Source organism: Prosthecobacter sp. (assembly GCF_044232965.1).
Taxonomy (GTDB): domain Bacteria; phylum Verrucomicrobiota; class Verrucomicrobiia; order Verrucomicrobiales; family Verrucomicrobiaceae; genus Prosthecobacter.
Genome location: NZ_JBIIKX010000008.1, coordinates 74624 through 94526, shown reverse-complemented (window position 1 = coordinate 94526; position 19903 = coordinate 74624). Strand labels below are relative to the sequence as shown.

The following is a 19903-nucleotide window of genomic DNA, read 5'->3' as shown; positions in this document are numbered from 1 at the left end:
TGATCAAACAGGAAAATATTGCAATTCGCCGCTAAAGTTATCGAAACCTCGATCAGATTGGTTTGATCATCAATCGCCCCGTGTAGTCAATTCTACACAACAGGCCCGCTATTCGGTTGGTTTCAATGTATTCATCTACGGCTTCCTTGGCGCCCTTAAAGTGGCCATAGTCATCAATGATCATCACGCCTTGGGGTGCGAGGCGAGGGTATAAATGTTCGAGTTCGTGCTTGGTTGATTCATACCAATCCGTATCAAGCCTCAGCAGGGCGATATCTTGTGGGGCTTGTTCTGGGATGGTCCGTTCGACCATGCCCTTGACAAAATGGATGCGTTCCGCAGGGTAGCCTGTTGACAATAGATTCTTGCGGACCTCATCCAGGTCGGCATTGGCCCAACCGCTTTTCTCATCATCCTTGCTGAGTGGGCGCCATCCATCAATCGCACGATTACCCCAGAGATCGATGTCTTTGGATTCGTCGGGCTTTGGCAGGCCCTCAAAGGTGTCAAAAAGGTAGAGATCACGATCCTTAATTCCTTTTTCCAAGAGCGCCTGAGCTACCACCATCATACTGCCGCCACGCCAAACTCCACATTCAACGAAGTCGCCCGGTATCCCTGCTTCAATAACGTAGCGTGCTGCTTTATACAGTGCGTACATTCTCTCGGCAGAGGTCATTGAGTAGCGACGGCAGTTCTCAAAAATAGGAAGAAAGCACTCTTCCACATCCATCAGTCCGCTGCGGGAGTTATATTCAAAAGCATCCTTTTGATGATCACGTTCCCATTCCTGCTTATTTGAGAGCTTCTGAAACGCTTCCTCCAATTCGGAGGGAACGGCTTTCCCCTGAGCCTTGAGAACGTGCAGTAGTCGCGAAACAAGGTCTTGACGATCCGGCATGTCTTTCATAGAAAGCACTAATACCTTCTCTTCCCATTCGATGGGAAATGCAGCACCACGTTCTGTCATGAGCGTGTACAACCGCTGCCCCTGTGTCGACGTGGCCGCCCCCTTCAGGAGGAGTTCTCGAAGAGTCTGTTCTTCGCTGCTCACTTCCATTGGAATTTGATCACTTCTGGATTCAGAATTAAGACGCGCCTTGAATGATGATAAAATTGAGAGTAATTTCATTGAGCTGAATATTGTGAGGACACAGAACTGGGGACACGGCCTACAGATGTAGTCGTCTCCAACGCCCCAAAAAAAGGCTTGTCATTAATTTTTCGATACACGACAAATAATGAAATATCAGGAAGTTTGAAGTCTTGAAGCATACGCCCTATTGCCGTACTGTCTTTTTCTGCAACAGTTTGCGCAAGACTTGGAAAGTAGGAAGAGTAATCTCTCACTGGACTGTACAAGTCGTTATTAGCTCCTGGGCCATCAAATCGAAATTCAACAACTTCGTATAAATTATAACCCGCCATGTCGAACATGCACCTAGGAGTATAAGTGAAGTAACCATGATTGGAATAACCAACGCACGGAAGAGAATGAACCATGTATCCTCCAGCCTTGGTCGAATCGTGGATGACCTTGAAGGCATTGTATTGGTTGAGCAGATGTTCCGTGGTCCCATAATTGATCACCAGATCGAACGCCCCGACAAAATCACGAGGGGCCGACTGATGATTAAGATCCAAAATGGTTGTTCGGTAGCCGTCGGCGATGTCAATCGCATCGTACCGCAACCCCGCTTTTTCAAACAACTCTCCAGCAAAAGATTCGTTGGTTCCTCCTGTAATACTATCATAGGCAGAACCTTTGGCTAGTTTAGCGGCAAAAGAGCTGATTTGTTCGGATGCTTTGACCCCATGTTTGGTCAGAAATGAGAGAATCCCTTCCATCGAAGCTTGATAAAGGTTGGAAGAACCCACGTCTAAAATTCGAGTTCTCCCAGTTCCAAAAAGGCCCATGTCTTGCATCTTCTCGATCATTCCAAGTGATAATCCCATAATATTGTATTTTATGCGCTACTGCTGCGGTTGAATTTGGATCTCCGAAAAGCCTATCATTTTTGATGAATTCCTACGCGAGAACTTTAGCACCTTCCAGCCTAGATATTTATTAGAAACAGTTTCTGGCAATTCCCATGTTATGGTGCGTGCCAAGGAATCTTGTTTGAGGACACTTAGCTTGGATTCATTGCAATCGAGGGCCATTTGTTGCAAATCGTCCAATTCCATTTCTTTATCAAAAGCGACTTTTATTTCCATGGGATGCAGAGTTGGTGCCACATCAGCAAAAATAAATGCTTCCGCCCCCTTCATATACCTCAGTGGGAAGGCTAGGGTCTGTTGGTTAATATCTACAAAACCATAGCCCGCGTAAGGTTTTGAAAAATCCACTTTAAAGCTGGAAGTGTGCAGGCTGTTGCCAGTCGATGTCACGTCTTTGTCAGAAGTGGCTTTTGGTGAAAGCAAAGGCTTTATTAGATTTGCGACCCTTTGTGATGACAACACAGCAGACGGCGTGGCGACGTGAGAAAATACAGAAAACCTTTCTCCTGGCCAGAAATCAAAGGGGGTAACAGTTACTTCGGGGTGGCGCTTTTTAACCCTGTCTAATCCATTTCTAATAGCATTCCAGTCCATTAACGGCTCAAACATCGGGTCTCTGATCCCCTCTGGCATCGGATTAAAAATGAGAATAAGTTTTACATTGTGCTCTCTAGCTAGACTGGCGAAGGCATCATACGCCACATCGAAGTAAGACTTTTCAGAAAGCGTCAACCAGTCAAAGAATTGCTCATCGGTCACTCTGGGGGCGTCTCGCAGAGCGCGTACTGCTGGGGGCTCATCGATAGAAGCTTTATCACTCTTGCGCAGAAACCGGAAAATATCATTAGGCACGTCTCCTTCAACATCCGTCTCCCTTGTCCACCCCAAACTTGCTTGGTAAATTGAGTTAAATACCTGATACCCCCTGTTACTTGTGTAGAGAATATCCTTCGACTTCATCCAATAATCAATATAATAAGTTCTACCGAGAATATCTGGGCGAATCTCAAGTGTTGGAAACTGGATTGCGTGGCGTATTGGGCGCAGAAACTCTCGATAAATTCCTTCGGACATTAGGACATTGGTGTCATGCCAAAGCAGTTTTCTGGGCACCGCACCAATCATGCTAGTGTATAAAATTAGATAGCTTGCATTCGGGTTTTCTCGCAGTGCAATCCTTGCAATGTTCAAGTATCCAGGATAGCCAACGTTTGTCGCGACTCCTAAATTGATGTACTTATATCCAGGAATTTGCGACATCACAACCTTAGGCATCACCCCATGTAATCCAGAGCTATCGCCAACGTGAATAATATCTGCATTTTGCTCAGCAAGGTTGCAAATTTTGTGGTGGGCCATGAGCCTTTGAACCGTTTCATCTTCGGCAAAATTGAGGTCCAAGAAACTGTTCCAAGTGAGTCTAGGCGGCTGGACACGCGAGTAATATAGCGTCTCTATTACAACCAGAAGAAAAAGCGCTAAAATCCACGCTTTGAAATGTGCTAGAATTTGTTTCACAAAATTGCCGCAGCTAACTAATTTGAATATTTTATAGGATGTTTGCAGAGGGAAAAACTTTGATTTTGATCAGATGTGGGCGCCCGTATTATTAATTTGACGGTGCAATTTTCAGTTTTGCGAAGCCGATCATTTTAGAGTTATTCTCACGGTAGAACCTGACGACCAGCCATCCCAAATACTTTTCCGCCGCAGCCGTTGGCAAGGCCCATGTCAACGTTCTGGATTGCATATCCATGCTGATGATAGGCAATTCAATTCCATTGCACTGAGCATGCAAGTCTGGAAAGGCATCCGAGCCGCTAAAGTGATCAAAACTGACTTTCATTTGTAGGGAGCGCCCGGTGGGTAGAATGTTACCAAAAACCAACGACTCTTTCCCGCGCATCAACCATAGAGGAAATTCCGGAGTCTGCTGGAGTTGGTTTACAAAGCCATAACCCGCGTATGGCTTTTCAAAATCCACGGAGAACTCGGGTGAACTTTGTTTGTGTAGTTGGTTGAGATCTTGTTCGAGTACTGACCTAGGTGGGAGATGTTCCTTGAGGAGATCAGCGACCCTCTGAGATGAATGAACCGCGAACGGCGTTGCCACATGGGAGAAGACTGAAAATCTTTCACTGGGCCAATAGTCAAAACTCGTGACGATCACCTCCGGATGACGAGCTTTAACCCTCTCCAAACCATTTTTGATTGCCGCCCAATCCATCAAATTGTCAAAAATCGGATACTTGATCTCTTCCGGCATGGGGTTGAAGACGAGGACTAGTTTAACCTTGTACTCCTTGGCCAGATCAGCAAAGGCATCATAAACGACATCAAAATAGGACTTGTTAGACAGTGTCCACCAGTCAAAAAAATGGTCATCGGTGACTCTTGGAGCGAGTCGCAGGCCAGCGAGTGCAGGGGGCTCGTCCGGGGGCACACTGCCATCTTTCCGGAGGTATGAAAACACATTGTTTGGTACATCTCCTTCAACGTCTGTTTCCCGCGTCCAGCCTAAGCTTCCCTGAGCAATCGAGTGAAAGGCAAAATATCCTCTATTATTGGTAAGCAAACCTTCGCGCGTCCTCAAAAAATAATTGAGGTAATAAGTAGAGCCCAGAACACTCGGACGTGCTTGGAGCGTTGGAAACTGAATGGCGTGACGGGCGGGACGAAGAAACTCATCATTGATGCTCTCCGACATCAGTGCCTGGGTGTCATGCCAAAGCATTTGCCTAGGTACAGCACCGATCATACAGGTGTACAACACGAGGCATTTAGCCTGAGGGTTCTCCCTGAGACCAATTCTTGCCATGTTCAAATAACCAGAATAGCCTAAATTTGTCGCCACCCCAAGGTTAAGATAGGTGTAGCCAGGGAGAGATGCCATGACAACTTTGGGCATGACTGCATGCATGCCCGAACTGTCGCCTACTTGAATAATATCGGCTTGCACGTTTCCCAGGGTACTGATCTTATCATGTGCGACCAGTCGCTGAAACGTTTCGTACTCTGCGAAGTTAACCTGAAGAAAGCTGTTCCAGGTGAGCCTAGGCGGATGATTGGCCAAATAATAAGCCCCTTCGATAAGTCCCAAAAAGATGAGAGCCGTCACCCAAGGCCTAAAATGCAAAATAAATGAATTCATTCGAGTCCCTCCTTCCGAAAAACTGAATCGCATAAATGAAAAACAAGATGAGAGAAACCTTCGCCCATGTTGGCAGGGTTGGAAACAAATCTGCAAACTCGGTCTTACGGCGCCAGGCGTAAATATCCGTTAACACGATTGTGCCTGCGAAAAGGATGAAACCCCAGCCAAAAACAGTGAGATACCAATTCTGTGTGAGCCAGCCCATGAACATACTCTTGAGCGACTCAAGAAACCCAAAGAAGTCCACATTCTCAAAGTAGGGCAGGTAGTCGCGTATGTGATGACGAATAGCGCGTGGCAGCGCAAGGATGGACGACCAAATGGGAACAAACTGCGCGGGAGTGGCGCGGAAGAAGATCCATCCGATACAAGTGAGGTGGAACATCAGGAAAATTGACAGAAATTTACCCAACTGTGGACCAAACCAGCGAGTCAAATAGCGATCAACTGGGAATGCCCGGTACATGATCAAGAGGAGCCCGTGATAGAGCCCCCAGATGATAAAGAAGAATCCCGCACCGTGCCAGATACCTCCAAGAAGCATGGTGATCATGAGGTTCCGCATGGTCATCCATTTACCCAGTCTGTTTCCGCCGAGGGGAATGTAAAGGTAGTCACGAAGCCAAGTGGAGAGCGAGATGTGCCAGCGCTGCCAGAGTTCCGACGGATTGGCGGCGAGATAGGGGGTAAGAAAGTTGTGCATCAAATCCACATTGAAGAGCTTGGCCGAGCCACGGGCGATTGTTGAATAAGCCGAAAAATCACAATAGATTTGAAAGGCGAAGCCATACATGAAAATAAATCCCAAACCCGGCGCGAGGCTGGGGTTCTTGGGATCGATGAGTTTCGAGATTGTTTCGACGATTGCGCCTACATTGTCCGCGACAACGGTTTTCTGGAACAGGCCAAAGAGAATCATGAAGAATGCCAAACTTAACTCCTGGTAGCTGGGCACCTTGCGATAAGACGCCAACTGGTCCAGCAAGTCCTTCGCACGCATGATGGGACCGGCCACAAGTTGTGGGAAGAACGCCACGAAATCCAGATAGTCGATAACGTTTCGATGCGGCTTAAACTCACGCCGGTAAACATCAATGGCATAACTCATCGATTGGAAAGTATAGAACGAGATGCCAGCTGGTAATGGCAAGTGAATAGTGCTGATCCCAATACCAAAGAAACCAAACAGGGCTGCCACTTCAGCGCTGAGCCAGCTGGTATACTTAAAGATAGAGAGAAAGCCGAGATTGACGACAACACTGAAAATCAGCAGACGTTTCCTGCGGGCGGGATCATCTGAGTCTTGAATTTTTTGCCCCACAAAGTAATCCACCAATGCAGAGAACATCATCGGCAGCAAAAACCAGATGGCGCTTGCTGCGTAAAAGAAAAGGCTTGCGACCAGCATGAAAGCACTGCTGAAGCGGGTGCCTCTTAATAAGTAATATCCAACAACCGTAATGGGCAGAAAGATAAAAACATAATTAATTGAATTAAAAACCATACAGTTTTATTTTTAGATCGAAATTTTGCTAGTCACTAAATACTATTCGTGTTTTACAATGAAATCACATCAATAGTAAGCTTCAATCCCACGTGCACGGATCGCCTCAAGCTTTGCAGTGCCATCGGCAATTTCGGAAGTAAGTGATTCGTGACCATCACCGTGAAGAAACTTAGCCATCCAGAGCGCCTCTTTAGGCGCAAACGGCATTGCCATGGCATGAGCAAGAGCCTTTCGCATCACGTCGGCAGTTGGTTGACGGCGGACGAAATCCATGACTTCAACAAGACTTTCACCACATGGGGACCTCTCCAGAAACTGCCGAAAAATTCCTTCTGCCTCCGCCATTGGGGGATGGACAGCGTCACGCTCATAAAATGCTTCGAGGAAGTTTCGTTCGGACTGCATTCGAACAAGAGGAGGGTTCCACTTCAAGTGAAGGGCTTTCCAAGCAGGCGAGAGGCGGGGGCTCCATAGGTTGCAACTTTCATACAGCGCATTGAGAGGCTGGGCAAAGTAGTTAAGCGTGTAAAAAAAACGACAGTGTAGTCCATCAAGCCACTGCTTATAAAAATCCACCCAGTCTTCTTCCATTTCCTGAAGTGATCCTGTGTTGATGGCAAGATCAATTTTTAGCTGGCGCAACTGGGCGTGTAGTTGGAGGGGGACGAGGATAAACTTAAACTGGCCCGCCCTCTCGCAGGTAATTTGATCACTTTTGTCTGAGACATACCAAACCGAGTCCCCCCCAAATCGGGAGCGCAAAAAAACCTCCGCGAAGAAGAGCGACTCTGGCATGTCCAAAATCACGTACGTCCGAGGATTATGAATGGGATTCTGCATCCACAGGCGCGCTGGAGCACCATAGCCGCCCCCAATTTCCAGGATCACTTCTGGCCTCTGCGGCAGGCAGGTCACGCAGGACATGATAATCCTCGTGTAGTAAAAAAGAACATTGCTTATCAACCTGCCTTTGTGTTGATAAACGTATTTTGGATCGGAACCCTCAATGTCGCCAAAGCTGTCGATTAGGTGGGCGAAGTGCGGATAAGATGCCGCGAGTTCGTTTTCGTACATCGGAGTGAACTTTCCCTCATGATCTTTGTCAATTCGGTGTTCAAACCCAACTTTGGACTGGGCAAAATGCAAAACCTCCAAGGGAGTTTGCAATTCGGCTATGTTTTTCCGGATCCTCTCTGCGTATGCTGCCCAGCGAATTCCATGGGCAGGCAAATCCTCCGCCGTAAGGCAAATGGATCGCGCGAGATTTCCCTTCGCATTGTCAACAAACTTTTCTTGCTGAACATGGTCCTCGCTCTGCTTAAGGGGCGTCTTGCATTCGATGGCAACAGCAGAATTTGCGGCGGATTGTTCGACCCGTGGTTTCATGAAGTGCCGAAAGATTCTGCGTAAAGACATTGGGAGGAATGAGTATGGTGCGGAGGGGACGTGTTAGACTTGGACGTTACCTGCCGCGCCTATGATTCTTGTCTCGGGGCAAAGCGCGACGAAGTGCCCTCCCTTGTCCAGATATTCCTGATTAGATTCGATAATCTTGGCAGCATGAACCCAAGCGAGGATGACCGTGTAGGCGGGCATTCGTTTGCAGAGTTCAGATGTGGGCAGAATGGGAATGCCGTCACCGGAGGAAAACTTTCCCACTTTCTGGGGATGGTCATCAACGATGTATTCGATGATCCCGGTGAGGCCGAGTTGGGAGATCAGGGTGGGACCGCTTCTGGCGGCACCGTATCCCGCCACAGAAAGGCCCTTGCGCTTCCATTCGGACGCTAGGTTGGTTGTGCGTTCACGAAGCTGCTCGATTGTGGCACCAAACTGCTTGAGAGTCTCTATCTTGTCCAACTTCCGGACAGCTTCGAGGTCGAGCAACTGTTGCACCGAGGCATCAGGTTTCCGCCTGCCGCCTTTCAACTGCACGACTCCCACCAAGGAGCCATGCTGTATCGGCACGCGCTCGACACTGAGCAACTCGAGTCCGTGGCGTTCAAAGAAGATGGTGAGCGCCTTGACCGAATGATGGCTCATATGCTCATGGAAAATGGTGGCGATGAGCACCCGGTCAATGATATCGAGCAAGTACTGGGCTTCGAAAACGAAGATGCCATCATCTGCAAGCATGGTGCGGATGCTGTCTGCGATCTCACCCATGTTGTCGGCGTGAGCGAAGGCGTTGAACATGCAGACGACGCTGGCAGGTCCGCGTTCGTTTCGAATCTTGGACGCCAGCGGCAGTGTCATCAACTCGGGGTAAGTCTCGATGCCAGACTCGGTGGCCATGCGAGCAATTTCCGAGGCAGGGTCGATGCCAAGCACTGAATAACCCGAGTCCTTGAAAGGCCGCAGGAGCGAACCGTCGTTGCTGCCGATGTCGATGATCAGTGAACCAACCGGAGGAGCGTAGGTCTTGATGATTTTTTGAGCGACTTCACGAAAATGTTCTGGCATGCCTTTGGCGTCGCCAGAGTAATAAGTGTAGCTGTCCCAGAGGCTTTTGGAATCGATCACGTCAAGCTGGTGAACATGACCGCAATCAGCACACATGTACAAATCAACCGGATAGCGGTCCGCAGAGAGGCCGGCTTCAGCATCATTGCAGTAGTTCTCAGAGAGAGGAATGGGCTTGAGTTTGACGACGAGCTCGACATTTGGTGAATCACACAGGCGGCAGGTGGTTCGATGGAAGACTTGGGCGCTCATAAGTTTCGGAAATGGTTTGGATGAATCATCAGGCAATATCAGCCACAACAGCCTCAAGGTTCTGTGGACACACACCTGTGAGGCGTGTGGTGCGCTCCATGCCAAGACCACTGAAACGCGGCTTAAAGGCAATATGAATGCCTTTGGCAGTAGCTGAGGTAGGCTGAATTAATGAGGGGTTGATTCCCAACCGCGCAGCCAATGCCATGGCAAGATCGACGTATGAGATATTTTCAGCCCCCGAAAGATGCAAATTTCCAGAAACTCGCTTTTCGCCCACCGTGGCAAGCGCCTCGCCAACAAACTGAACAGACATCGGAGCAAAGACGAGATCGGAAAAGGGGTGGACAGCCTCCTGTTTCTTCCATGCCGAAAACCAAGCAGGCAATGGCGAGGTATTTGGGTCAAGGATTTTGGTCAAACGCACAATATTTAGCCTGTCTTCTGCCCCAGTCTCCTTGGCCGAAACTCGCACCACCTCCTCGGCACGACTCTTCTGTGCAGCATAAGGAATTTGCGGATCATGGGGAGCGTCCTCATTCGGCCAGGCACGCTCACCTCCGAACACCGAATTCGTCGAGATAAATGTCACGAAAAGCCCTTGATCCAGAAGGCTGGTGATTGTGCGGGGGGTTAATTCCTCATTGATCACACGGGCCTGGGGGTCTTTTTCACAGCGGTCATAGTTGGTGGCAGCTGCAACGACGAACGCATAACCGGCATCAGGTGGAGCTTCGAAAGGCTGAGCTTCCTCGAAATCGAGGAAGAGGCGCTGTGGCCCCGTTTGATCACGCCGCCGGGTTGTTCCATAGGCATGATGCCCTCGGCGAGCGAGAGCCTTCAACAAACCACCACCCACGAGGCTGTCCGCCCCGACCACGATATAAGAACTACGCTCAGACATGAATTCAGGATGGAAGCAACGACCTTATTTCTTCCCACAGCACAAGGTGAAGATATAATGGGACATAGGGTAGAAACCCGTGTGAAGCACTTCGTCGTTCATCGAAAAGAGAAACACATGACGGAAGTACTTTTCCATCAAAGCCTTGAAGTTTTTCGCCGATTTGCAGTTAACATGACCTGCCTTGCTGGGAGGAGATGCGTAAATCTGCGACTCAAGCGAGGGCATGCCGAAAATTAGACTGCCATCGTCTTTCAAGGGATGGATCGCGTTACGAATGAACAAGTCCTCGTCCGCAGGCTTGATGTGCTCCAGCACATCAAGGGCGTAGATGCCGTCATACTGACCGGCCACGGGTCCTTGCAGCATGTCATGCACGCCAACTTCGAGAGGCCAGTCCGGATCTGCGCGCTGCTTCAAATCCTCAATGAAGAGCGCATCAAAATCCACAGCCGTGACATGCCCCACCTCCTGCTGAACCATGCGTGTACCAATGCCGTCACCGCAGCCGATTTCGAGCACCTTTTCAAAGCCCGTGAACATCTTTGCCACAAATTTATAGCGCGAGAGGATGAAGAGCAAATGCTTGGGATCGTCAGTCCAGACCTGTGTGCCTCTCAGGCCCATGGTTGCCAAGCCTTTGCGGTCCCGGATTTCGAGACAGCTTTGATATTGTGGTTCTTTGGTTTGGGGAGTTGTGTTGTCAGCCATGGGTTAATTTGGGGTTATAGACGGGATAATTCTCGTGGCAAAGTTTTTCAGTGGTGTGTTTAGCTCATGACACTTGCCTCACGGACGGAAAAAGCGCGTTTTTAATGCGGCAATGTAAGCTGCCGCTTCGTTGCTGCCTTCCTCAGGGGCCCAGGAGGCAAACTCTGTCTCCTCCTTCAGAAAAGGCCCGCGTGTGCATTCGTAAAAAACGATGTGCTCCGACCATACGAGCTGCGTATGAAACACAGGATGCGTCACACGGTAGATAAAAGGTTCACCAGCCTTTCTACCGAGCCGTTCTTCCCGCACCGGCAGGCCATCGTCGTCGAAGAAAATCGCTGAAACCTCACCTTCAAGCAGGTGAAACGATTCTGGTTTGTTCAGATGCCGATGCGGGCGGATATACACCTCGCCAGAAAGCACTATCAGCATCTCATGCACAGGATCGTCACTATTTCGATGCAGGCAAAGCCGTGCGCGCTTCAGCGGGCTCGCATCCGCCGCCCTCTTGAGTTCTTCGATGATTCCGCTGTCAACAACATCGGGACTTTCGGTCAGGACAAAAACATTGTTGCTGCGCTGAATGACTGGCATCGGATGAAGGAAATCGGGTTAAGAAAGGGGGAGCGTTCAGGCTTTCAGTTGCTCCCAGGCAAGCAAGCTGCGGGGATAGATGCTGGCAAACCGTCCTCCGTTGTCTGCGTAAGCCTGGTTTTTTCCCACGATGGCTTTTTCACTGTCTGGGCTAGCGGCAAGGAGGCAGAGCGTGGGACGCTCGGAATGAAGGTGGGCAGAGGTCACGATGGGAAGCTGGCAGCCGGGCAGGTGAAGACCCGCCTTGCGAGGATCATCATCGATGACGCAGGAGATGAGTTTGTCGAGACCAAGCAGGTTCACAAAGGTGGCCGCGCGGTGGCCGGCACCAAAGATGACCGTGGAGCCGCCGGCATCACGCACCTGCTGCAGAGCCTTCTGGCAACGGACGGCAAGCAACTGCCAGCCCGCCTTAAAATTGGCACCGAGATCCAGTTCCTTGCGCAACTGGTCTCCAGCCTCAGGCAGCGAAGAGGAGGCGGGACGATTTGCCACGATGGCCACCAGGCAATCCTCGAGTGTGTAGGGATAACGGATCACCTCAAGTGCGTTGGTCTCGAACGGTTCGAATGCACGCCCCAGCGTGAACGCTGTGAAGTAACAGACGTGCTCTTCCCAGATTGTGCCAAAATCGAGATCCTTGAAGGTTTGCTCACTGTCTGGCACCTCCAGGATCAGATAGCCGCCCGCTCCTGCCCACGCCTTGAGGAAAGTCATCGTGCGTGAAACCGAGTTCGAGTGCTCCAAAAGATGCCTCACCACAATCACGCCTGGCGTTCCCTTCATATTGCGCAGCCTCTCCCCAAGGTCAGCAGAAAGCACATCCTGGATCGTTTCCATGCCAGCTCCGGCATGGCGAATACCTAGTTCCTCCAGGCTGACGTTCCATGTGCGGGTGAAACCTTTTTTCTCCATCCGCGTGAGCACAGGCTCATCCTTATAGCTCAATCCAGCGATCAATGTGTCTGGCCCCACACCGGGCAGGGCCGCAATGCGGTCACAAAGGTCGTCCAGATGACGCTCCGGTTCTTTGTAACTAATCCAGTCAAGGCGCGGACGAACCTCGTCGCTCGGCCATGGACGACCGAGCTGGAGCAGACCGTCGTTCGGGCATTGGGAAAGAATCAAAGGATGCCGGTACTCATGCGTGTCAGGATCGGCGAGGTATCGGTTGCAGACAGGCTGCGGACCAAAATCAATCAGTTCGAGCAGCGATGAGGAGCAGATTTGGCAGGTGGACATGAGAATATTGAATCAAAAGTAAATGAACTCGTAATCACCTTCGTAACCGAAGTGCTTGTAGAGCCAAAGCCACTCATCCACATCAAAGAAGGACTCACAGGTGAGTGCCCAGCACTGTAGATTGAAGAGTTCCTCCTCGTTACGATAGCTCTCAACGAGCAAATATCCCTGTTTGCCAACGCGGCTGATCTCAGAAATTGCCGCCTGCAGTTCAAACAGACGCAGGTTGTGAAGGGTATTCAGCGAGATGACGAGATCGAAGTGCTTGTCGGGCCAAGGATAGGGATCCTGGGCACGATGGCGCACAAGTCTGGCCTTCAAATCGGGATGCACGTTCGCCAGCCCATGCTCAGACACATCCATGCCGTGGATTTCGAGGCCTGGCTCGATGAGTTGCATCTCGTAAAGCAGGAAGCCTTTGCCGCAGCCGACGTCTAGCACGCGTGATCCCGCCTTCAGTCCGTAAGTTTCGATCAACACTTTTGCAACGGGAGCCCAGCGCCCGGCAAGGTATTTGTAACCTCCGTAGCCGAATCGACGGTCACCATCCCAGTAGTCGAACTCATACTCTTTAGCCTTGAGCATGCAGGCGACTTTGTCGTCGCACATGCGTTCGATGTATTTGCGGGAGGTGGCTTTGTGTAGCGGGGTGACGAAATTGCGGAGCTGGGACATGAGAAATGAGGAGACTTTAGCAAAAAGAGATGCTCTTGGCGAGCATCGCGCGGGCTTTTTCGAGCTGGGCCACACGGCGATCCTGCAATCCAGCAAAGCGACGCCGTTCGGCATCGGGCTTCAAGAACTCGTTGAGCAAGATGCAGGCCCATTTGGCTGCATGAAGAGGCAGAAGCATCTTGTAGCGGGCTGGAAGATCTTCATCCCCAACGGCCATCTGCAGGGTCTCTAAAAATCTGTCGGCATGCTCGATGGAAACCGGCACCTGCGGCTGACAGAAGAAATCACAAAGCAGCTTTGCGGGATCATCCCAGCCGGCGTACTCAAAATCGAAGAACCAGAGCTTCCCGGCTTCATCCTTCAGCGCATTGTGAAAGCCAAAATCGGACGGTGAAAGCACCCGGTGCTCCATAGGTAGCGGCACATCGAGCAGCGCTCCGGCTACTTCGCGGAGACGGGCGGCCATATCCTCCACATGAGGAGCGAGAGCCTCCGATACAAAAGAACGAAAGTCTCCGTGATCCTCTCCAATATCCAAAAGACGTTTCACACGCCGTTCGACGAGGGAGATGTGATCTTCGATCGAGAGACAGGCATCCGCCGCCAAGGCCACATCAGCCGCCTCGTGATGCTGGCGGGCTTTTTGGATACCACTGATCCACTCAATGCATTGCTGCACATCCTCCGCGGTGACTTCATCCGTCGTGAGTTTCCTCCCATGGATCACGCTGAAGGCTCCTAGCCGATTTTCGGCATCCCAAGCGAGCGGTTGCGGCGTGGCGGGCAGGTCCAGATGGTAAAAGTGCTGCTCCGCTGCAAAGCGATCCCGCTGATCCGCCGTGCTGTGGTGGTAGGCCTTGATGATGACCTCACCAGATGCAGCCATGGCATGGAAGATCCGGTTGTTAGCACCGCCACTGACAGGCTTGAAATTGATTTCAGCACCCGATAAAACCGAGCATGCCAGATCAAGCACCGAAGGGTTGACCAAAAGCTCGCCGGTAATCTGCGACCAACTTTGAGCGGAGCGCAGGCCGTTTTCAGGCCTCGCAGTACCGCAGGGATCGAAATGAATGCGTTCGACGCCAACCGGGAAACCGGGATCAAGGAGGAACTCGGGCAGATCGTCGATGAAGTGTGTGCAACCAAGTGTGCCAATACGCTGGTGCTTGGATTCTTTGGTGAGCTCGAGGAAGACCTGGTCACGCCGCATGCCGATGCGGGCTGGATCGAAGAACCCATTGGCCTCCAGCCACCCCCAGGCGGCAGCATGAAGATCGTGCTGCTCTCCGAGGAAGGGATGCTTGGTTTTGTGGCTTACGATTCGCACTTCGACGCCTTGTTTCACCGCCGCCCGGAAGAAATCGAGCACGGCTGGGTAGGCTTGAGCGTCGATGAGACGTGGACCATAAACGTAGCCCTGCATCTCGGTCCAGTCAGGCTCCTGACCGATCTGGCGCAGGTGATTGCGAATGGTTGTTTTATCCTGTGGCAGATCAGCGGGGATAAGACCACGCTCCAAGGCCACGCGGTGAAAGATACCGTCGTAGCAGACAATCGTGTTGTCGAAATCGACGCCGATGATCATGCGGGGCGCAGGAGCGTCTCGATTCGACCAGCGACACCTTCGGCGGTGAGGCCGTAGTGCTCGCGGGCCTCTTCTTGCTCGCAGGTAAGGTGCAGGAACTCATCTGGCGTGCCGAGGCGAACCAGACGAGCATTCAATTCGGGGTGATCGGCCTTCCACTCCGCCACGGAACCACCGAGTCCGCCGAGAATGCTGTGCTCTTCGAGCGTGGCGACGACCTTAAAGCACGAAAAAGCCTCATGGAGGCATTTTTCGTCGAGCGGCTTCAACGTCGGAAAAGTGACAACTCGCGTCGAAATGCCGCTGGAGGCCAGTTTTTCCGCAGCGGCCATGGCGACAGGCAAAACGGTGCCGATACTCAAAATGCAGGCTTCAGTTCCTTCGCGAAGAGCAACGGATTGCCCAAATTTCAACGCAGGGACATCACTGTGCATCTGCGGTTCGCCTTTCTTGCCGATCCGAAGGTAAACAGGGCCGTTTTGATTCAACGAGTCGCGCAGCAAGGCACGCAACTCCGATGCATCAGCCGGGCCGCAGACGGTGAGACCAGGAAGCAGACGCAGCATGCCCATTTCCTCACAGGAATGGTGTGTGCCGCCAAGCGACGCATACGACAAACCAGAACCTGTGCCCACGACGGTGACAGGCAGGTGATGGTAGCAAAGATCCACGCGGATCTGCTCCATGCAGCGGTAGGTGATGAACGGCGTGATGGTGTAGCAGAACGGGCGCAAGCCGCTCTGGGCCAGGCCAGCAGCCACACCGATCATGTTCGCCTCAGCTACACCACAGTTGTAAAAGCGGTCAGGGAACTCCGCCTTGAGCTTGTCAAAGAGGCGGTTGCCGATGTCGGCGGAGAGCAAGACCACACGCGGGTCCTGCCTAGCGAGGGAGAGTATCTCGTCTGCAAAAGCGTTTCTCATAGGAGTCCGAGTTCTTTTTTAGCCGCCTCCACCTCGGCGGCTTTGGGCACGCGGTAGTGCCAGTTATTGTCGTCCTCCATGAAGGAGACGCCCTTGCCTTTCACCGTGTGAGCGATGATGGCGGTGGGCTTGTCGGCATCCTGCTTGGAGCGGTCGAGAGCGTCAACGAGGGCGGCAATGTCATGCCCATCGACTTCGACGGCCTTCCAACCAAAAGCGGCCCATTTCTCACGCAGCGGGCTGAGCTGCATGACCTCGTTTGAGCGGCCAGTGGCCTGCCATTTGTTGTAATCAACGACAACGGTGAGGTTTTGCAGCTTGCGAGCTGCCGCAAACATCGCGGCCTCCCAAACGGTGCCTTCATTGCATTCGCCATCACTCATGCAGACGAGGACCTGGTAGTCGTGCTTTTGGATCTGCGCCGCGAGAGCGTGACCCGCGCCAACCGGAAGCCCGTGCCCCAAAGAACCCGTGGCCAGTTCGACGCCTGGCGCACAACCAGGAGCAGGCTGCTCAGCGAGAGGCGCACCATGCGTGGCAAAGGAATCCAGCCAGTCTTTGCTGAAGAAGCCCCGCTCGGCGAGCACCGCATAGAGGGCGCTGGCAGCGTGGCCTTTGCTGAGGATGAAGCGATCACGCAGCGGATCAGCCGCAGTGGAGGCATCAAGCTTTAAAATGCGCCAGTAAGCTGCCACGACGATGTCGAGACACGACATGGCGGAGGCGAGATGAGCTGCGCCAGAGGCAGCGACCATCTCGATGACCTTACCACGCATCTGCGCGGCGATTTTGTTCAAGGCAGCTATGTCGGTGTCGGCCATGCGAATCAGAGGTGGATAATGCTGTGGATCGTTTCGCCGCTGCGCATGCGGGCGATGCCGTCATTAACCTCTTCGAGCTTCAGGCGGTGCGAAACCATGCCTTTGGGGTCAAAACGACCGTGCTGGATCATGCGGAGCTGGCGCGGGATGTCGATGGCGGGCTGGCTGGAACCGCCTTCGGAGCCAGTGAGTTCCTTGCCAAAGTGAAATTGAAGCGTGTTGATGGAAATGGTGCGGTCGTAAGGCATGACGCCGATGCCCACGCAGCGTCCCTTCGGTGCGGTGAGGGCTAAAGCCTCCTGAAGCACACTGGGATTGCCCGTGCCGTCGATGACGACATCGGCTTTCCCCTTGAGTATTTCCTCAGCGGCAGCACGGAAATCCGTGGTCTTTGAATTGATGGTGTGGGTAGCGCCATACTGCTTCGCTTTATCGAGTTTGTGATCCACGATGTCCACCGCGATGACCGGGCAAGCACCCGCCAGCGAGGCTCCAAGCACGGCACCCAAGCCGATGCCGCCACAACCGATGATGACAACTGATTCGCCAATGCGGACGCGGGCATCGTTGGTGATGGTGCCAAAGCCTGTGGTAAGTGTGTCAGCCAGCAGGCAGCACAATTCGAAGTCAGTGTCCGCAGGTACCACGGTGAGGCGGTTTTCCGCCACAACGCTGAGGCGCTGGAAGGTGGTGATCGGGCCGGCGTTGGTGGCCTTTCCGTTCCAGTCATACACAGCAGGTTTGGGCTGAAGGCCCAGCCCCGGACGCCAATGCATCACAACGCGATCTCCGGGCTTCACATGCGTGACTTCGGGGCCGACTTCGAGCACCGTGCCGCCGCCCTCATGACCGAGGAGATGAGGCAGCCAGCGATCTGGACCTTTGACGCCTTCGATCTCACCGAGTTGCGAACCGCAGATGCGGGTAGCGGCGATCTCCACAAGCACCTGGCCAAAACGCAGCGGCGGGATGCCCACCTCATCGAGGATGAGAGGCTTTTTTTGTTCGACCAGGATGGCAGCGAGAGTTTTCATCGGGCAGGAAGCGGTTCTTTAGACAAGGTCACCTGTCTTGATGAGCTGCTGCATCCATTTCACGGTATGAGACTTTTCGTTGTCTGTGAGGATACCCTTCTGATAAAGCTCGATCATCTCGCGAATCGCCTGGCCGACAGAACGCTTCGGCTTAAAGCCCGTCGCGAGAAGCTTGCTCGAATCGAGGCGGTAAGAGCGGGGATCATTGGATTCACTGACAACAACCTCGGCAGGAATGATTTCAGTCACGCGATTGGCAATCTCCAGGATGGTGATGTTTTCAAAGCCCGCGTTGTAGCAGCCAGAAGCGATCTGAGGATTGGCGAGAAGATGCATGTACACATCCACAAGATCCTCAATGTGGATATTGGGACGCGTCTGGTCGCCACCGAAGACGGTGATGCGCTTGTTCTTCAGGGCTTGGAAAGTGAGCATGTTCACGGCCACATCGAGGCGCATGCGGGGAGAGTAACCGCAGACCGTGGCAGGGCGCACACACAGCACCTGCATTTTGTCCGCATAGCTAAGAAGCACACGCTCGGCGACCATCTTGGTCTTGTTGTAAACGGAGATGGGCACGAGTTCGAGATCCTCAGTGACGCAATCTTCATCTTTGAGGCCGTAAACGCTGCCGGAGGAGGCAAAGACGAACTGCTTCACACCTTTGCGCACGCATTGATCAGCCATTTGCATGGCTGCAAGGACGTTCACTTCCCAGGAGAGCGTGGGCTCGAGATCCACGGCAGGATCATTCGCGATATTGGCGAGGTGAAAAACCGTCTCGATGCCATCAAGTGGGATGCTCTCCAGATTACGCACGTTGCCTTTCACGACAGTGAGAGCGGGATGAGCTTCGAGGTGGTTGCCGAACCATTGCGTGTCAAAAACGGTGACCTTGTGGCCAGCGGCAAGGAGCTGACGTGTCAAAAGAGTGCCCGTGTAGCCGCAGCCGCCGGTGACGAGGATGTTTTTCATGCGTGTTTTGTGTGGTGGTGAAGAAAGCGGTAAATCAGGACTTGTGGATGTAGTGCAGCGGAAGATTTTTGAGCATCTCAAAGTGCTCTTTGGCCCAAGCAATTGTCTGATCGACACCTTCTTCGAGCGAAATGCGGTCCTGCCAGCCGAAATCGGCCCTTACCTTGGCAGCGTCGAGCAGGTAGGCGGCGTCTTTACCGTCGCGCTCAGGGGCTTCCTCAACGTGTTTGTCAAACTGTTCGCCCATGCGCTCGCACACGAGCTTCACGAGATCACGGATGCTGACAAAACGATCAGTGCTGATGTGATAAATGCCGCCAGGCTTGGCATTCTGCGCAATAGTCCAAGTGGCGGACGCCACATCGTCGATATGAATAAAAGAACGTATGGAATGCCCGCCTCCATGAAGTTGAAGCTTTTTCCCGGTTAGGATGGCCATCACCATGCGTGGAATGACACGGTAAAGCTGCTGGCCAGGGCCATAGACATTAGCCGCACGCGTCCACACCACTGGGAAGCCGTAGTTTTCTAGAAAATTGTGCAGGCTCATATCGCACGCGGCACGAGATGTGGCATAGGGGGTACTGGGATTGTAGTTCCGCGTCTCCTTCAAGAGCCCAGCCGTGCTGCCATAGACCTCAGGTGTGGAAATATGCACATATTTTTGTAAACCGCGCAGCTTCCGAAGCCGGTCATGAAGCATGATGGTGGAGACGGTGTTTGTTTGATACCAATCTTCGGGCTTGAGCCAACTCTCCGCCACCATTCCCTGAGCGGCAAAGTTAACAACATGCGTGGCACCAATGTCCCCCGCTATCTGCACGACCTTGCCGAGGTCACGACGCAGATCAAGCGAGTGAAAAGTGAAACGCGACTGGCGCCCATCCTTGTCCCATCGGTGAGGAGCGAAGGCAATATCAGGCTCACCGGAGCGGCTGACACCGACGACTTCAAGACTCGGCTGAGCTAGGAGGTAACGAACAAAGCTGGCACCTGAGAAGGAGTTGCTGCCAATAACAAGGATTTTTTGACTCATGGAGGTTGAATTGAACAAATTGG

Annotated in this window: 18 protein-coding genes; all 18 read right to left on the bottom strand. The window is 52.3% G+C overall.

Annotated features, from left to right (window positions below):
- Positions 1-52: 52 nt before the first annotated feature.
- The 18 genes from ACILSI_RS05640 to ACILSI_RS05555 all read right to left on the bottom strand — a co-directional run bounded on the left by ACILSI_RS05640 (position 53) and on the right by ACILSI_RS05555 (position 19880).
- Positions 53-1132 carry a TylF/MycF/NovP-related O-methyltransferase gene (locus ACILSI_RS05640; protein WP_395720877.1) on the bottom strand — a complete coding sequence of 360 codons (1080 nt, stop codon included), beginning with the start codon at positions 1130-1132 and terminating at the stop codon, positions 53-55.
- Positions 1129-1956, bottom strand: a complete 828-nt coding sequence (locus ACILSI_RS05635) for a hypothetical protein (RefSeq protein ID WP_395720876.1) — start codon at positions 1954-1956, stop codon at positions 1129-1131. Before ACILSI_RS05635 ends, ACILSI_RS05640 begins: the two co-directional genes overlap by 4 nt.
- Positions 1957-1974: 18 nt before the next feature.
- Complete coding sequence (locus ACILSI_RS05630; protein ID WP_395720875.1) at positions 1975-3519, bottom strand: hypothetical protein; 1545 nt, start codon at positions 3517-3519, stop codon at positions 1975-1977.
- Between the two features lie 91 nt (positions 3520-3610).
- A complete protein-coding gene (locus tag ACILSI_RS05625; protein WP_395720874.1) occupies positions 3611-5152 on the bottom strand; it encodes a hypothetical protein in 1542 nt (513 codons plus the stop codon).
- On the bottom strand, positions 5127-6563 hold the full coding sequence (locus ACILSI_RS05620; RefSeq protein ID WP_395720873.1) for an MBOAT family O-acyltransferase: 1437 nt from the start codon (positions 6561-6563) through the stop codon (positions 5127-5129). The genes ACILSI_RS05625 and ACILSI_RS05620 overlap by 26 nt, the downstream gene beginning before the upstream one ends.
- Positions 6564-6728: 165 nt before the next feature.
- Positions 6729-8048 carry a putative sugar O-methyltransferase gene (locus tag ACILSI_RS05615; protein ID WP_395720872.1) on the bottom strand — a complete coding sequence of 440 codons (1320 nt, stop codon included), beginning with the start codon at positions 8046-8048 and terminating at the stop codon, positions 6729-6731.
- Positions 8049-8111: 63 nt separating this feature from the next.
- The gene (locus ACILSI_RS05610) at positions 8112-9377 is read right to left on the bottom strand and encodes a class I SAM-dependent methyltransferase (RefSeq protein ID WP_395720871.1); all 1266 of its coding nucleotides are present in this window, start codon (positions 9375-9377) and stop codon (positions 8112-8114) included.
- A 28-nt stretch (positions 9378-9405) separates the two neighbouring features.
- The gene (locus ACILSI_RS05605) at positions 9406-10281 is read right to left on the bottom strand and encodes a sugar nucleotide-binding protein (RefSeq protein ID WP_395720870.1); all 876 of its coding nucleotides are present in this window, start codon (positions 10279-10281) and stop codon (positions 9406-9408) included.
- Positions 10282-10305: 24 nt separating this feature from the next.
- Positions 10306-10992, bottom strand: coding sequence for a class I SAM-dependent methyltransferase (locus ACILSI_RS05600; RefSeq protein WP_395720869.1), 687 nt, complete (start codon positions 10990-10992; stop codon positions 10306-10308).
- Between the two features lie 78 nt (positions 10993-11070).
- Entirely contained in the window at positions 11071-11586 is a 516-nt protein-coding gene (locus ACILSI_RS05595; protein ID WP_395720868.1) for a WbuC family cupin fold metalloprotein, read from the bottom strand.
- Positions 11587-11622: 36 nt separating this feature from the next.
- Positions 11623-12828: a class I SAM-dependent methyltransferase gene (locus ACILSI_RS05590; protein WP_395720867.1), complete on the bottom strand. Its 1206-nt coding sequence runs from the start codon at positions 12826-12828 to the stop codon at positions 11623-11625.
- 12 nt (positions 12829-12840) lie between these two features.
- The gene (locus tag ACILSI_RS05585) at positions 12841-13503 is read right to left on the bottom strand and encodes a class I SAM-dependent methyltransferase (protein WP_395720866.1); all 663 of its coding nucleotides are present in this window, start codon (positions 13501-13503) and stop codon (positions 12841-12843) included.
- 16 nt (positions 13504-13519) lie between these two features.
- Complete coding sequence (locus ACILSI_RS05580) at positions 13520-15091, bottom strand: phosphotransferase family protein (RefSeq protein WP_395720865.1); 1572 nt, start codon at positions 15089-15091, stop codon at positions 13520-13522.
- Positions 15088-16014 (bottom strand): transketolase family protein, encoded by a 927-nt coding sequence (locus ACILSI_RS05575; RefSeq protein WP_395720864.1) that lies wholly within the window; start codon positions 16012-16014, stop codon positions 15088-15090. The genes ACILSI_RS05580 and ACILSI_RS05575 overlap by 4 nt, the downstream gene beginning before the upstream one ends.
- On the bottom strand, positions 16011-16835 hold the full coding sequence (locus tag ACILSI_RS05570) for a transketolase (protein WP_395720863.1): 825 nt from the start codon (positions 16833-16835) through the stop codon (positions 16011-16013). The genes ACILSI_RS05575 and ACILSI_RS05570 overlap by 4 nt, the downstream gene beginning before the upstream one ends.
- 5 nt (positions 16836-16840) lie before the next feature.
- On the bottom strand, positions 16841-17869 hold the full coding sequence (locus tag ACILSI_RS05565) for a zinc-binding dehydrogenase (RefSeq protein ID WP_395720862.1): 1029 nt from the start codon (positions 17867-17869) through the stop codon (positions 16841-16843).
- 18 nt (positions 17870-17887) lie between these two features.
- The gene (locus ACILSI_RS05560) at positions 17888-18844 is read right to left on the bottom strand and encodes an NAD-dependent epimerase/dehydratase family protein (protein ID WP_395720861.1); all 957 of its coding nucleotides are present in this window, start codon (positions 18842-18844) and stop codon (positions 17888-17890) included.
- Positions 18845-18878: 34 nt separating this feature from the next.
- Positions 18879-19880 (bottom strand): GDP-mannose 4,6-dehydratase, encoded by a 1002-nt coding sequence (locus tag ACILSI_RS05555; protein WP_395720860.1) that lies wholly within the window; start codon positions 19878-19880, stop codon positions 18879-18881.
- Between the last annotated feature and the right edge of the window lie 23 nt (positions 19881-19903).

What these genes read in the sequence shown, in the direction of transcription:
- ACILSI_RS05640 (WP_395720877.1), bottom strand. Translation starts at nt 1,132, where the DNA reads ATGAAATTACTCTCAATTTTATCATCATTCAAGGCGCGTCTTAATTCT.
- ACILSI_RS05635 (WP_395720876.1), bottom strand. Translation starts at nt 1,956, where the DNA reads ATGGGATTATCACTTGGAATGATCGAGAAGATGCAAGACATGGGCCTT.
- ACILSI_RS05625 (WP_395720874.1), bottom strand. Translation starts at nt 5,152, where the DNA reads ATGAATTCATTTATTTTGCATTTTAGGCCTTGGGTGACGGCTCTCATC.
- ACILSI_RS05620 (WP_395720873.1), bottom strand. Translation starts at nt 6,563, where the DNA reads ATGCTGGTCGCAAGCCTTTTCTTTTACGCAGCAAGCGCCATCTGGTTT.
- ACILSI_RS05615 (WP_395720872.1), bottom strand. Translation starts at nt 8,048, where the DNA reads ATGAAACCACGGGTCGAACAATCCGCCGCAAATTCTGCTGTTGCCATC.
- ACILSI_RS05610 (WP_395720871.1), bottom strand. Translation starts at nt 9,377, where the DNA reads ATGAGCGCCCAAGTCTTCCATCGAACCACCTGCCGCCTGTGTGATTCA.
- ACILSI_RS05605 (WP_395720870.1), bottom strand. Translation starts at nt 10,281, where the DNA reads ATGTCTGAGCGTAGTTCTTATATCGTGGTCGGGGCGGACAGCCTCGTG.
- ACILSI_RS05600 (WP_395720869.1), bottom strand. Translation starts at nt 10,992, where the DNA reads ATGGCTGACAACACAACTCCCCAAACCAAAGAACCACAATATCAAAGC.
- ACILSI_RS05595 (WP_395720868.1), bottom strand. Translation starts at nt 11,586, where the DNA reads ATGCCAGTCATTCAGCGCAGCAACAATGTTTTTGTCCTGACCGAAAGT.
- ACILSI_RS05590 (WP_395720867.1), bottom strand. Translation starts at nt 12,828, where the DNA reads ATGTCCACCTGCCAAATCTGCTCCTCATCGCTGCTCGAACTGATTGAT.
- ACILSI_RS05585 (WP_395720866.1), bottom strand. Translation starts at nt 13,503, where the DNA reads ATGTCCCAGCTCCGCAATTTCGTCACCCCGCTACACAAAGCCACCTCC.
- ACILSI_RS05580 (WP_395720865.1), bottom strand. Translation starts at nt 15,091, where the DNA reads ATGATCATCGGCGTCGATTTCGACAACACGATTGTCTGCTACGACGGT.
- ACILSI_RS05575 (WP_395720864.1), bottom strand. Translation starts at nt 16,014, where the DNA reads ATGAGAAACGCTTTTGCAGACGAGATACTCTCCCTCGCTAGGCAGGAC.
- ACILSI_RS05570 (WP_395720863.1), bottom strand. Translation starts at nt 16,835, where the DNA reads ATGGCCGACACCGACATAGCTGCCTTGAACAAAATCGCCGCGCAGATG.
- ACILSI_RS05565 (WP_395720862.1), bottom strand. Translation starts at nt 17,869, where the DNA reads ATGAAAACTCTCGCTGCCATCCTGGTCGAACAAAAAAAGCCTCTCATC.
- ACILSI_RS05560 (WP_395720861.1), bottom strand. Translation starts at nt 18,844, where the DNA reads ATGAAAAACATCCTCGTCACCGGCGGCTGCGGCTACACGGGCACTCTT.
- ACILSI_RS05555 (WP_395720860.1), bottom strand. Translation starts at nt 19,880, where the DNA reads ATGAGTCAAAAAATCCTTGTTATTGGCAGCAACTCCTTCTCAGGTGCC.